The 13,606-nt window shown below is 37.5% G+C and carries 10 protein-coding genes; 4 read left to right on the top strand and 6 right to left on the bottom strand.

Annotated elements, in window-relative coordinates; all coding sequences use genetic code 11:
- Window positions 1-51: 51 nt before the first annotated feature.
- Both FN756_RS13185 and FN756_RS13180 read right to left on the bottom strand, forming a co-directional pair.
- Window positions 52-1,002 (bottom strand): NmrA/HSCARG family protein, encoded by a 951-nt coding sequence (locus tag FN756_RS13185; RefSeq protein ID WP_142604580.1) that lies wholly within the window; start codon window positions 1,000-1,002, stop codon window positions 52-54.
- 239 nt (window positions 1,003-1,241) lie between these two features.
- Window positions 1,242-3,716 (bottom strand): glycoside hydrolase family 31 protein, encoded by a 2,475-nt coding sequence (locus FN756_RS13180; RefSeq protein ID WP_142604579.1) that lies wholly within the window; start codon window positions 3,714-3,716, stop codon window positions 1,242-1,244.
- A 192-nt stretch (window positions 3,717-3,908) separates the two neighbouring features.
- Here FN756_RS13180 and FN756_RS13175 point away from each other — a divergent pair, with 192 nt between their 5' ends.
- Window positions 3,909-4,745, top strand: a complete 837-nt coding sequence (locus FN756_RS13175; protein ID WP_185955287.1) for an alpha/beta hydrolase family protein — start codon at window positions 3,909-3,911, stop codon at window positions 4,743-4,745.
- Here FN756_RS13175 and FN756_RS13170 read toward each other — a convergent pair whose 3' ends face one another.
- On the bottom strand, window positions 4,746-5,207 hold the full coding sequence (locus tag FN756_RS13170; RefSeq protein ID WP_142604577.1) for a VOC family protein: 462 nt from the start codon (window positions 5,205-5,207) through the stop codon (window positions 4,746-4,748). It lies immediately after the preceding gene.
- A gap of 88 nt (window positions 5,208-5,295) precedes the next feature.
- Entirely contained in the window at window positions 5,296-5,688 is a 393-nt protein-coding gene (locus FN756_RS13165) for a DUF1398 domain-containing protein (protein ID WP_142604576.1), read from the bottom strand.
- A 157-nt stretch (window positions 5,689-5,845) separates the two neighbouring features.
- Here FN756_RS13165 and FN756_RS13160 point away from each other — a divergent pair, with 157 nt between their 5' ends.
- Window positions 5,846-6,244 (top strand): VOC family protein, encoded by a 399-nt coding sequence (locus FN756_RS13160; RefSeq protein ID WP_221929065.1) that lies wholly within the window; start codon window positions 5,846-5,848, stop codon window positions 6,242-6,244.
- Window positions 6,245-6,262: 18 nt separating this feature from the next.
- Here FN756_RS13160 and FN756_RS13155 read toward each other — a convergent pair whose 3' ends face one another.
- Window positions 6,263-7,492, bottom strand: a complete 1,230-nt coding sequence (locus FN756_RS13155; protein WP_142604574.1) for a sterol desaturase family protein — start codon at window positions 7,490-7,492, stop codon at window positions 6,263-6,265.
- Window positions 7,493-7,579: 87 nt separating this feature from the next.
- Window positions 7,580-10,366, bottom strand: a complete 2,787-nt coding sequence (locus FN756_RS13150; RefSeq protein ID WP_142604573.1) for a TonB-dependent receptor — start codon at window positions 10,364-10,366, stop codon at window positions 7,580-7,582.
- Window positions 10,367-10,624: 258 nt separating this feature from the next.
- Here FN756_RS13150 and FN756_RS13145 point away from each other — a divergent pair, with 258 nt between their 5' ends.
- Window positions 10,625-13,063 (top strand): penicillin acylase family protein, encoded by a 2,439-nt coding sequence (locus tag FN756_RS13145; RefSeq protein ID WP_142604572.1) that lies wholly within the window; start codon window positions 10,625-10,627, stop codon window positions 13,061-13,063.
- Window positions 13,064-13,124: 61 nt separating this feature from the next.
- The gene (locus FN756_RS13140; RefSeq protein ID WP_142604571.1) at window positions 13,125-13,466 is read left to right on the top strand and encodes a hypothetical protein; all 342 of its coding nucleotides are present in this window, start codon (window positions 13,125-13,127) and stop codon (window positions 13,464-13,466) included.
- Window positions 13,467-13,606 lie beyond the last annotated feature (140 nt).

Here is a 13,606-nt window from a genome sequence, read left to right as displayed (position 1 = left end):
CAGAGGCTTTATTCTTCATTTTCATCATTAATCCTTTTTTTCGAAAAAAAATTAGCCTATTGGAATTTTACTACTATTTAAAGAAAGCCATTTGTCAAAACTCTGCAATTCAGGATTTAGCTCTTTAGAATATTCAACATTGCGTATCCCATTAAAATCCTCATTAAAATCTCTTTTAAACTGAAACATATTCCCTAAATCATCGGCACCCGGGAATCCAAAGCTGCGGAACAATTCAGGAGTTATATTATTATACATAACATTTATGCCCAAGGCCTTGGAAAGCTTTGCCGCCATATCTTTTCCATTTAATTGTTCGCCAACGATGCCAATTGTTTTTCCAAGGGTTTCAGTTCCTTTTTTAAAAATACCATACGCACATTTGCCAATATCTTCAGCAGCCATCCCACTTAATTTTTTGTCGTCCATTGGAAAAGTGATATAGTAATTCCCATCTTCGGCTTTTTTGGGCTCCATTCCAAAATGGATAAAATTATCCCAGTAGAAGGAGGTCCGTAAAAACGTTACTGGTAAGCCTGCCTCTTTAAAAACCACATCTGAAGCACCCTTACCATCAAAATGAGGCACTTTGTATTTACCCTGCAATGTTGGCATCCTGTCATCATCCAAGGGTACCCAATTTCTGGTATCTTCTAAAGTTGACCAAATGATATGTTGCAGATTTGAATCTTTAGCGGCATTTACAAAATTGACTACTTCCTGTTGTTCCTTTTCGGCAGAATAATGCTCCCAAAAAAAGGTAACAAAGTAAGCTCCGTAAGCACCTTCCAATGTTTTTTTGATACTTGCAACATCATCTATATCCGCTGCGACAACTTCTGCTCCTAATTGTTCCAATGCTTTTGCTTTTTCTGAATTAGTATTTCTGGTAACAGCCCGTACTTTGAAACCGCTGTTTTTATCCGCCAGAATTGCTCTGACAAGGCCGCCACCTTGTGCCCCGGTAGCCCCAAATACCGTGATTATTCTTTTATTTTCCATATTGATTTCAATTAAAGCTTTTAATAAAAAACCATTGCTATGGAGATAATACTTTCTCCTTAAACGAATAAAGTAAAATTGCTAAACAGAAATTAATAAGATTCAAGGTGCACACTTACTCACACTTAAGCCAATAACGCAAAAAGGCATTAATCTGTTTTTCAAATATTTGAGATAAAAACCATAAACCGATTGAACATAGAAAATATTTTTCCTTCAATCTATTATTCCTGTAGCATCTAGCTTTTAATATCGATCGTATGAAAATCTCTGGAGGTTTTAAAAGAGAGCCGGTTTTTGCTATCGACACTGTATTGTTTCAGTTCATTTCCATCTACCATAATTCTACCCGCTCTAAACGGTAAACCATAAATAAAATGATGATACTTATCGTATTGTGGGCTGTATAACCCTTCGATTCTTTGCTTCATTATAAAAGTAGAATTCGTACCGTTTACATTAAATCGTTTCTCCAAAAAAACTCCTTGTTGGTAGCCAAAACCATCGCCTTCGTCTTCGTATACTACCGATTCAGCCGGTTTGTCGCTGAAATAAGTTTTGAGTGTAAGTGCTTCAAAATCGATCTCATTTACATATTGCATCACCGGATACAAAGGAATCACTGAACCCGCTTTAATAAAAACAGGCATGGAATCAATTGGCGTTGGCACTACATGCTCCTTACCTCCATCCATTTTTTCATTTGTAAAGAAATTATACCAATTTCCTTTGGGCAGATACACTTTTCTTGAATTTACTCCCGGTTCAAGCACAGGACAGATCAATATTTTATCACCGAAAGAAAATTCATCTTCCCGAAAATGATTAATCTGATTGTCTTGTTCGAGCATTACCACCGGCCGTAAAACCGGAAGTTGATGGCGCTGATGTTGCCAAAATGCAGTATACAGGTAAGGTAATAACTGATAGCGAAGTTCAATAAATCGACGGCATATCTTTTCATATTCTTCGCCAAATGACCAAGGCTCACGTTCTTTGGTATCGCCTGCTGAATGAGCACGCATCAGAGGTGAAAAAACGCCCAGTTGAATCCAGCGTGTAAATAATTCACCATCCGGTTCGCCGGTAAAACCTCCTATATCGGCCCCACAAAACGAAATACCCGAAATACTCAAACGCTGACACATGATGTTATTCAGTTTCAAGTGTTCCCAGGTAGCTATATTATCACCAGTCCAAACTGAGGCATAGCGCTGAACACCTGAATATCCGGCACGTGTAATGGTAAATGGGCGCTTATTTCTCTGCTGCTTCTTAAGCCCTTGAAAAGTAGCGCGAACCATTTGCATTCCATAAATATTGTGTGCCTTACGGTGTGAACCCCGATAATGATCAAAATTATGACGAACATCATCAGGGAAAGTTCCACTGCCAAATACGGCAGGTTCGTTCATATCGTTCCAAATACCATCAACTCCTGCTTCTACCAACTCTTTAAACAAACCGCCCCACCAATCACGGACTTTGGGATTCGTAAAATCAGGGAATTGACAACGGCCAGGCCATACGTTTCCTTCCATAAAATAATCGTCGCATCGTCGGCAGAAGTAATTGTGTTCCTTCCCTTCTTTATATACCCAATAATTTTCATCCACCTTAATACCCGGATCAATGATGACTACAGTTTTAAATCCCATGGCTTCTAATTCCTGCATCATTCCTTTGGGATCAGGAAAGTAGCGCTTGTCCCAAGTGAAACAACGGTATCCATCCATATAATCAATATCCAGGTAGATGGCATCACATGGAATTTTTTTCTCACGGAAGGTATCGGCGAGGTTTTTCACTTTTGCTTCCGGATAATAACTCCACCTGCACTGATGATAACCCAATGCCCACATGGGGGGCATTTCGTGGGTACCGGTAAGACAATGATAACGCTTTACCACATCGATCATCTGCGGACCATGTATATAGTAGTAGTTCAACTCACCTCCATCGGCCCAAAAACTTACCCGATTGGATTTTTCATGTGCAAAATCAAAATGCGTACGAAAGGTATTATCGAAAAAAATACCATAGCTGATCCCTTCATTGAGTCCAATATAGAACGGAATACTTCGATATAATGGATCCTGGTTTCTGGAAAAAGCATAAGTATCGGTATTCCAAAGATTAAGTCGTTTGCCTCTTAAATTGAAATTTGTGGGTTTATCACCTAAGGCAAAGAAGTTTTCATGCGGATTACAGATTTTACTACAATACACGTAATACCCCCCAAAATCCGCATTTTCTTCATAATGCATGGATTTATCATCGGCACTGATTACACGATCCTGATTATCAACAAATGAGATTAAAAAATTTTCTTTGCAAACAACACAACTAACCATGGTAGTGGAAACCTTGTAAACCTCATTGTTTTCAAAAAAATCGATATGTGAAATCCGATGATCAAACGGACTTATTGCATAGGAGAAATCAGCTAGAAAAACACTTTGTGGAGCCATTCGCACACGAATGATTTCATCACTTAATACCTGAATTTGAACTGTTGCGGTTCCATCAGTAAAGTAAAAATTTTTACCTTCAACTTTATGATTTATTACTGCCTTTAAATATTGTTTGGTAATTGGAGGAGCTGAAATTATTGGATTATTTAGAAATTGAGGTTTCAAGTCGTCACTAACTTCGGGTTTGTTCCCCGATAAATTATTGCTTTGCTTTGCCAGGGTATCTTTTTCCTTTTTCATGTACATTCTCCTTAAATAACTGTTTTACAATTTAATAGTAAAAAATCATTATTTGTAATTTGTTTGAAATGGAAAGCAGAATCTTAAAACCACTTAGCGTAAATGCCAGAAACTTTTTTCTTTAGAAATGACAGAAGACAAAACCTAATTAAACGCAATTTGTTCATCCAATTTAGAAACCTCTTCCTAACTATGAATACTCAATCAATCCTACTAACCTCTTTTACTGGAAAACCGATCGCAACCGATCTTCGTTTTCTACCTAATAAAATCAAAAAGCCAATTTTGGTATTTTCGCATGGGTTCAAGGGTTTTAAAGACTGGGGGCATTTTCCCATTATAGCCGAACGTTTTGCCAGGGAAGGTTTTTTTGTGGTTTCGTTCAATTTTTCTCACAATGGCACCTCACCTTTACAACTACAAGATTTTGCCGATGCTGAAGCTTTCGGCAACAATAACTATTCAATCCAATTGGATGATCTTGGAGTTGTATTAAACTTTATACTCAACAGTAAAGATTATGAAGATGAAGTGGATGGGCAAAAACTTTACTTGTGGGGACACAGTATAGGTGCAGGTATTTCACTACTTAAAGCTGCAGAAGATTCACGGGTGAAGAAAGTGCTGGCTTGGGCATCCGTTGGAAATACGTTGAAACGGGTGACCATGTACGATCCACAAGAATGGAAAAGCAAAGGAGTGACTTATATTACCAATGCTCGTACCGGGCAGCAATTACCAATATATTACCAGTTTTATACTGATTTCTTTGAGCATCAGCAGCGATTGGATTTGGAGGAAGCTGCCTCAAGAATAAATGTGCCCGTGCAGTTTATTCATGGCAACGAGGATGAAGCGGTTAGCATTGCTGAAGTAACCGGTCTTCATGAAAAACTTCCAATGAGTAACCTAAAAATAATCACAGAAGCTGGTCATACATTCGGCGGCAAACATCCCTGGAATAGCGTAGCGCTCCCTAAGCATACGGAAGAAGCATTGGCTTTGAGTTTGGAATTTTTAAAAAAGTAATTAGGCATTTTTTAAAATCTCAATATCGAGTTTATCCATTTTGAGCATTGCTTGCATTACTCTTTTTGATTTCTCAGGATCTTTATGACGCATCAATTCACTGAGTGCGACAGGAACAATTTGCCATGATAAACCGAATTTATCTTTCAACCAACCACATCTTGATTTTTCTCCCCCTTCTGAAAGCTTATCCCAATACACATCAACTTCGGTTTGTGTTTCACAATTCACCACAAACGATATAGCCTCAGTAAACTTAAACATTGGACCACCATTAAGTGCGATATAATCTTGTCCGAACAGTTGAAAAGTAGCGGTCATTACTGAGCCTTTCGGCCCAGGACCTGCATCTCCATAGCGCGAAACGCTTACAATTTTTGCATCTTTAAAAATGGAGATATAAAAATTCACCGCTTCTTCGGCATTGTTAGCAAACCATAAGAATGGGGTGATTTTTTGCATACTTTTTTCCATGACTACAGAATTACTGATAAGTGAGATGTGTTTAACTTTAAATTGATTTATCAAAATCGATCAACAGGTCACTTAGTTAAGGCTTCGGAATTTCTTCAACGAGCATTACATCTCCAATTTTATCATAGTACGTGCAGGTCATTTGAATCATATCAACTATCCACTTATCAACTCCCAACGCTGCTGACTGCCTGCAAAAGGTAAAATAATCCGTTTCTCCTTGTTGATGATTTTTCAAATTGTCTTTGAATTTTTCAAGTTCACTCTTTTCAGCAATATTCAAAGTGGGGTAGCTGGAATTCGATTGAACCCTGTAATTATTTTCTCCAACATACTCGGTATGCCCATCTTCAACATGAGTACTGTAATGGATGACACCCAATTTGATAAGATTTTGAACATAGCTTGGAAAGTCAGCGCCCGTTTTAACTTTCGAATGCGCTTCTTTAATTTGATCAATTGTAAACATAGTATAACTCTCAAAGGCTTATGATAAAATTACTAAAAAAGGATCAATTGAACAGATATTAGCTATCGCAAAGAAACTTAAAAGTCTTCGACTCTCCGCTCAGACTGACAGCAATTAGGAAGATTATAGTAAATTAGCGAAAAGAATTTACAACAATATGCAACAGATTGCAACATTCTTAATGTTTAGTGGAAATGCAGAGGAGGCTATGAATTTTTACATCTCCCTATTCGAGAACTCTTCTATCAATAATATTTTACGTTATGGTGCTAATGAAATGGGTAAAGAAGGAAGTGTTAAGCTTGCTGCTTTCTCCTTAAACGGACAAGAATTCTTGTGTATAGATAGCATTATAAAACATGATTTTACCTTTACCCCGGCCATGTCTATCCATGTAACCTTTAATAAAGAAGCAGATCTTGACCATGTATTTAGTGAGCTGACAAAAGGCGGCCATATCTTGATGCCCTTAAATGTTTATCCGTTTAGCGAGAAATACGCTTGGTGCTCTGATAAATTCGGAGTTTCATGGCAATTGAATCTAAAAAAATCATAATATACTAATACAACTCTCCTAGGCATCAACAATATCTGGTATATTCTTCTCTTTAGTTTTATAAAACCAAATAAAAGAAGTTACGACCAATACGATATTGCTTACCAAAAGAATATTAAAAAAAGGCCTGTTTATAAATAAAAAGGTCCCGGCTATCCCGAATATCAACCTATAACATTCGAACTTAAGCAACGATTTTCGTTGTTCCAGAAGAGCGCCGCAGGTGGTTAATGTGAACAGCACAAATACACTGGCAAAAACCAATTGAGCAAGGGTTAATTTGCTATAGGTAAATAAAAGCGTGCTGGCTAAACCAAGGGCTAAAACAAACTGAAACAGAATATAAAACAGAGCCCTTTTATTATACTCCGGATTGTACTTTTTATAAGAAGCCAAATCAATTTCAGGGGCGTATTGCATACCACCCAAGTATTCGGGAAGCCATCCCGGAGGCTTAATAAATAGTGCCAATGTATCTTTTACATTTTTTGATTTCTTTGCCACAGTAAATAAATCAAACCAATAATGAAAATTTGCCCAGGTTGGATCCCAACTGGCTAATGGTTTGGTGATGCCATATACTACTTCCTCTTCTTCTTTTTGAAAGGTCCCAAACATACGATCCCAAATAATTAAGGAGCCGGCGTGATTTTTATCAATGTATTTTGGATTGGATCCATGATGAACACGGTGGTGTGATGGTGTATTAAAGATCCATTCCAAGGGTCCCATTTTATTGATCATGCGTGTATGTATCCAGAATTGATACAAGGTATTAAATGAACTTACTGTTAACATCATAATCGGTTCAAAACCAACAAAAGCCAATGGTAAAAAAAACACCCATGAAAATCCTCCCTGAAACCATGACTGCCGTAAGGCTACAGTAAGATTATATTCCTCTGATTGATGATGTACAATGTGCGCCGCCCAAAGCGCATTCACTTCATGGCTCATCCGATGAAACCAGTAGTAAAAGAAATCAACACTCAGAAAAAGTAAAATCCAGGTTAAGAATGAATTATGGAATACATAAACTTTCCAATGGTTGAAAATATAGAGGTATCCAAAAAAAGTTACTGTTTTCAAGAAAAGCCCTATCAACTGTGACCCTATTCCTTGACTTAGGTTGGCCAATGAATCATTCAACCGGTAATAAGCCAACTTTTTGTAGAATGTGTAAGCCAATTCAACTCCAATCAGAATGAAGAAAACGGGTATAGAAAGAGCGATATAATCTATCTTCATACAACAAAATTTTAAAGCGAAACATTGTAAAAAAAAAAGCACCATACAAACTGCATGGTGCTTTTACTAATTACTTTTCATCAGCAATTATTTCAAAAATTGATCAAATAAAATGCTCACGTAGTAAACCCCTCCCATTTGAGGGTTACCGAATGAGGTTCTGTAGTATTTGTTCATGATGTTTGAACCACCCATTTTAAACATGGTTTTCATGGAAGGAACTTTATAGCTAACCATTGCATCAACTGATCCAAAAGCGGGCACATCACCTGTTGCAAACGATGAAGACCAATTGAAAGCATCTTGCCAGCGGTAAGAAATGTTAAAGCCGGTATTTTTGAATACTTCTTTGCTGCCAAAATTCAAGTTATAACGAACTTTAGGTGTATTGTAGCTTGTTTCTAATGCGTCTTGGCCTCCCTTTAATTCATTAAATGAAACGTTGCCACCAATTGAATATTTAGAAATCATATAGTCCAAACCTAAGGCCCATCCTTGTGAATTAACTTTAGCCGGATTATTTACTACGGTTGAGAAGGTTTTACCTGTAGCAATACCAGCAGGAGTTCCATCTGACGATTGAACCAAATTCAAAGTGGAAATAAAGTTTTTGTATGAATTGTAATAGTAATAGAAATCAACCAATAGTTTTCTGTTGATTAGACCCTTGTAGCCAATTTCATATGCTTTTACACTTTCCGGGCTAAACTCAGTGAAAGTATATTTTTGTAATACTGCAGGATCACCCGTTTTTTGGAATTCAATTAAACTTGCTTGCGTGTATCCCTTATTGGTTCTCAAGTTATATTTATCAAGAATCACCGGTAAACCACCAATTAAACGTGTATTTGCACGAATTAACAGATCAATAAATTGATTTTGTGTAGTTGGGTTACGGAAACCTGTTTGATAAGAAACACGGAAATTATGATCATTGGCAACAGTATAGACTGCTGAAACTCGCGGCGTAAAGCTTCCTTTAAAGTTTTCGTTTTTATCATACCTGATGCCTGCCGTAAGTTTCAACTTATCATTTAACACCTTTTTACCCATCTGAGCAAAAGCACCATACTCTTTAATGTCAATACTTTGGGCAGCATCGTCGAAAATAGTACCGTCAGAATTAAGATCATATACCTTGTAAGAAGCACCTGTCAACAATTCAGCAAACTTAACTTGCTCAGTAAAGTTGTACATCCCTTCCGTCTGGTATAAGTTGGTTTTATCGTTGAATTTAGCACCAAAAGCAGGCCCAATGGTTCTTGCGGTAATTTGATCTTTTAAGGTATTGAATGTTTCAGAACCAGGGGCCGGACGATTTTTATCAGCCGTTGCTCTTGCTATATTAAATGCATCCTCATCAGATTTACCTGCTAATTTTGCTTGAAAAAAAGCTCCTGTATAAGTTGGGAACCAAGGTGCCACTGATGGTCGTTCCGGATCTGGTGCACTTGGACTCCATGATTCGTTAATAATTGAGGCCAAAGCAGTGGCATTGTAAGCCTCTCCTGAACGTTCTTGGGTAGTGTATCCTCTCAAATAAAAATTAGAACCTTTTAATTCCAGTTTATATTGACCAAGGCTGAAATTTCTTAATGAATAACGGTCAGAGCCTGTATATACAGATGTACCTGTTCCCCAGTTTGCCTGTGCAATCGCCTCAACCGAGCTATTGAGTCTGTAATGTAATGCGCCGCTGAACTTGTAACTCTTGGTATCAAAATCTACTAAATCACTTTCCTGATATCCTGTTCTTGAAACTGATTGATTAGGAAAAAAGTTAATCGTTGGAACCGGACCTCCCGGAGTAGAAATTGTGGCAGGCAATACATTTGCGGCAATCATGCCTTTTGCCACATCTTTCAAATTTGCATTGATCTCATCTCCATACACATTTACACCATCATAGTTAGGATCAGAATTTCTATCACCAGATTTCATGGTTTCAGTTAAACGGTCAATATTTCTATTATCTTGAGCTTTCCAATCGGTAGCTTGAAGTAACGAAGCGTTGATTTTAAAAGCCAACTTATTATTAAATGCTTTTGCATAACGTACGTTCATCTCATAAAGAGGACTGCGGTCATTTTCATATCCATCAGTATGATTCATACCCAATTTAGCTGAGTAACTTAATCCTTGAGATGTGAATGGGCTTTTACTAGTCATCAACAACGTACCATTGGTACCTCCCGATCCATAAAGTGCTGATGATGCCCCCGGCAATAATTCAACACTTTGTACATCAAGCTCAGAAACACCCACGATGTTACCGACAGAAAAATTTAAACCAGGAGCCTGGTTATCCATACCATCAATAAATTGGTTGAAACGCTCATTACCGTTTGCATTGAAACCTCGTGTGTTAATCGATTTAAAAGTTAAGGATTGTGCACTCATCTCCACACCTTTCATATTAGCTAAAGCATCGTAGAATGAAGGACCTGCAGTAGCTTGAACCGCAGCCGCTCCCATTTTCTCAATTGAAACCGGTGATTCAAGGATTTTTTCTTCCACCCTTGATGCAGCAACAACTACCTCCTGACCAAGAATAGCCTCTGCTTCCATTGCAATACTCAGACCAATTTGGCTACCACTAATTACGATTTCTTGAGGTTTATAACCTATATAGGCAACTGTAATGGTAAATGCACTCGTCGTATTCGTTTTTAAGCTAAAATTACCTTTTATATCAGTAGTGGTTCCTGTCACCTTCCCTTTCACATTGATACTCACTCCCGGGAGTGGCTCATTTGTCAACTTGTCTTTCACATTACCACTAATCGTCACAGCGTTTTGTGCGAAAGCTGAAAACTGAAAAACAATCATCAGCAAAAGTACTGCTGTCCATAATTTGGAGTAAAATTGTTTCATACATTGTTAAGTTTAGTAATAAATTAATTGGTTCCTGAAATCCAAGTTATTTAAAAATATCCTAATTAGTTTTTTTTCTGCACGCATAAAACATTTCTTTTTTTCCACATTTGAACATCTGTTTTAAAACATACTTATGCAATGAATTGAATAGATATAATTCAATCTTTATTGTTTTTTGGAACAAAAAAGCATACTTATTTAGTTCCTTAAAAAAATCATATTATTAATTACATTAGTAATATAAACCTAAAACGCATGAAGATATTTAGAGTACTTTTTACTTTCATTTTAAGTGCTGCTGCTTTTTATGCCCTCAACAATAAACAGGGTGTGATACCTCCTCTTGGCAAGTTTCTAAGTCCTTATCAGGGTTACCTGCAAAATGCCGAAAGGAAAAAAGTAACAGCCGAAGCAACGCTACAAATAGATGGTCTTACTTCAGAAGTTACCATTTTGTATGATAACAACATGGTTCCCCACATTTTTGCACAGAATGATCACGATGCTTATTATGCTCAAGGATACGTAACGGCCAAGGATCGATTATGGCAAATGGATTTTCAAACTCGTTTTGCATCAGGACGTATTTCTGAAGTTATTGGCGGTCGCGCCATCGAACTCGATCGTTACAAACGCAGAATTGGAATGGGGTACGGGGCTGAACATTCTTTAAAAGGGATGATGAAAGATCCTAAAATCAAAGCTGAAGTAGAAGCCTATACCGAAGGAATTAATGCTTATATCAAAAGTTTGAACCGCAATACTTATCCTCTTGAATTCAAAATTCTGGATTATAAACCTGAACCATGGACAAACTTAAAATGTGCACTGCTACTAAAACAAATGACAGCAACTCTTGCGGGCAGTTCAGAGGATTTCTACATGACTAACATTTTAAGAAAATATGGCCCACAGGTGGTTAAAGATCTTTTCAGAGATTATCCATTTCGAGAAGATCCAATTATACCTGTAGGCACCCAATGGGCTTTTAATCCTATTAAAGCTCCCGAAGTTCCACAAAGCTTTATTGCCCAAATGACCGATACGCTTACAGCACAAGAGAAAATTGAAGGAATAGGTAGTAACAACTGGGCGGTTTCCGGAAAAAAAACGGCTACCGGTATGCCGATTTTAGCAAATGACCCTCACCTTGATCTTACCTTACCTTCTATTTGGTATCAAGTTCAACTGGTTACTCCTCAATTAAATGTATATGGTGTTTCATTACCTGGAGCTCCCGGTGTTATTGTTGGTTTTAATAGAGATGTAAGCTGGGGTGTAACAAATGTGGATGCCGATGTTCTCGACTTCTACCAGATTAAATTTAAAGACAATAAAAAAAATGAGTATTGGTGGAATAACAGATGGAACCCCGTAAAAAAACGCATTGAAACAATTGCGGTTCGCGATGGAAAAACCATTACAGACACGGTTATTTATACCCATCACGGCCCGGTTGTCTATGTAGAGAATGCGCAAAAACCAGGTGCTTCATTTGCTGAACAAGTTCCAGTTGGCCATGCTATGCGTTGGGTGGCTCATGATGAATCGGATGAGTTGGCTACATTTTACACTTTAAATCGTGCAAAAAACTATGCTGATTATCGTGAAGCGTTAACACATTATAGCGCACCGGCTCAAAACTTTGTTTTTGCCAGCAATCAAAACGATATTGCTATTACCCCCAATGGCAAGTTTCCGCTTAAATGGAAAGAGCAAGGTAAATTTGTAATGGATGGAACGGATCCTGCAAATGACTGGCAAGGCTGGATTCCCGCTAATCAAAACCCAACTATTAAAAACCCTGAACGTGGTTTTGTAAGTTCAGCTAATCAATCAAGCACGGATACGAGTTATCCCTACTATTTAAACTGGGAGTTTGCTCCTTATGAACGAGCGGCCCGTATAAATCGACGTTTGTCGGAAATGACAAAAATCACAGTTGATAGCATGCGTTTGCTCCAATATGATAACTACAGTGTGAATGCAGAAAACATATTGCCAACCCTCATTTCACTTGTCGACCAACACAAATTAGATACTGAACAGAAAAAAGCATTTGACGTGGTAAGCCAATGGAATAAATTCTATAATGCCACTGAAATTGGCGCTACAATATTTGACCTTTGGTACTTGAATCTTCGTGATGCAATATGGGCCGATGATTTTGGAGGCCAAGAACCTCTAATGCGTTATCCATCTCGTGATAGAACTGTAGAGATTATTCTTCACGAGCAAAATTCAAAATGGATTGACAATGTTAATACTTCGAAAAAAGAAACTTTGACCGATTTAGTTAATCAATCTTTTAAATCAACTATTGATAGTTTGACCCATCAAAACGGTGCTCAAGGAAAAAAATGGGAATGGGGTTATATTAAAAACACAACAGTTCCGCACTTAGCAAAAATTAACGGTTTTGGAAGCAAGCATTTGTTTAATGGCGGAAGCAAAGGTTCCATAGATGCAATGAACCAGCATAACGGCCCTTCATGGCGCATGGTTGTACAGTTAGGGCAAAAAGTAAAAGCATACGGTGTGTACCCCGGTGGTCAATCAGGTAATCCCGGCAGTTACTACTATGACAACATGATCAACACCTGGTCAGAAGGCAAACTAAATGAACTTGTATTCTTACAAAATGCAGGTGAAGCCGACAGCCGTATTATTTCCAAATTGAAACTAAAAAAATAGTCCCTGGTCAATAATTAAAATAGAGATACTGCTTATTTTTTTAACTCTTAACTCTTAAAACATGTTATTCATACTCATATTAATCATCGCAACTATAGCCCAATTTTTTCTGCCTTGGTGGGTAATTATGCTGGTTCCTTTCTTACTTACCCTTTGGAAAGGGGAAAAAGGGAATCATTCGTTTTTTGCAGGATTTGTGGCCATTTTTATAAGTTGGCTTATTTACAGTTTAATTTTACACTTTAGAACCGATGGCATTTTAACAGGCAAAATAGCCGAAATGATGATGATCAAATCTCCCATGCTGCTGATTTTTGCAGGTTCACTTATTGGCGGTTTAGCAGGAGGAATAGCCGCTATCACCGGAACTTACCTGAAACAACTTTTGCTGGAGCGAATATAAACTCAGGATTCAATACTAAGAATAGCTAATTCCATTTGCAGGAATTAGCTATTTTTGTTTTTATAGATAATCGAACCGTTTTTTAATTTCAACTTTTTGATAACTAAATTAAATACTACCAATAACTATTCACCAATAAC

The organism is Solitalea koreensis, assembly GCF_900182575.1.
In the GTDB taxonomy this organism is placed as follows: Bacteria; Bacteroidota; Bacteroidia; order Sphingobacteriales; family Sphingobacteriaceae; genus Solitalea; species Solitalea koreensis.
Note: the sequence above shows the minus strand (reverse complement) of the source record. Positions and strands in the feature narration are given on the sequence as shown.

What these genes read in the sequence shown, in the direction of transcription:
- FN756_RS13185 (WP_142604580.1), bottom strand. Translation starts at nt 1,002, where the DNA reads ATGGAAAATAAAAGAATAATCACGGTATTTGGGGCTACCGGGGCACAA.
- FN756_RS13165 (WP_142604576.1), bottom strand. Translation starts at nt 5,688, where the DNA reads ATGTTTACAATTGATCAAATTAAAGAAGCGCATTCGAAAGTTAAAACG.
- FN756_RS13180 (WP_142604579.1), bottom strand. Translation starts at nt 3,716, where the DNA reads ATGAAAAAGGAAAAAGATACCCTGGCAAAGCAAAGCAATAATTTATCG.
- FN756_RS13145 (WP_142604572.1), top strand. Translation starts at nt 10,625, where the DNA reads ATGAAGATATTTAGAGTACTTTTTACTTTCATTTTAAGTGCTGCTGCT.
- FN756_RS13170 (WP_142604577.1), bottom strand. Translation starts at nt 5,207, where the DNA reads ATGCAAAAAATCACCCCATTCTTATGGTTTGCTAACAATGCCGAAGAA.
- FN756_RS13175 (WP_185955287.1), top strand. Translation starts at nt 3,909, where the DNA reads ATGAATACTCAATCAATCCTACTAACCTCTTTTACTGGAAAACCGATC.
- FN756_RS13140 (WP_142604571.1), top strand. Translation starts at nt 13,125, where the DNA reads ATGTTATTCATACTCATATTAATCATCGCAACTATAGCCCAATTTTTT.
- FN756_RS13155 (WP_142604574.1), bottom strand. Translation starts at nt 7,492, where the DNA reads ATGAAGATAGATTATATCGCTCTTTCTATACCCGTTTTCTTCATTCTG.
- FN756_RS13160 (WP_221929065.1), top strand. Translation starts at nt 5,846, where the DNA reads ATGCAACAGATTGCAACATTCTTAATGTTTAGTGGAAATGCAGAGGAG.
- FN756_RS13150 (WP_142604573.1), bottom strand. Translation starts at nt 10,366, where the DNA reads ATGAAACAATTTTACTCCAAATTATGGACAGCAGTACTTTTGCTGATG.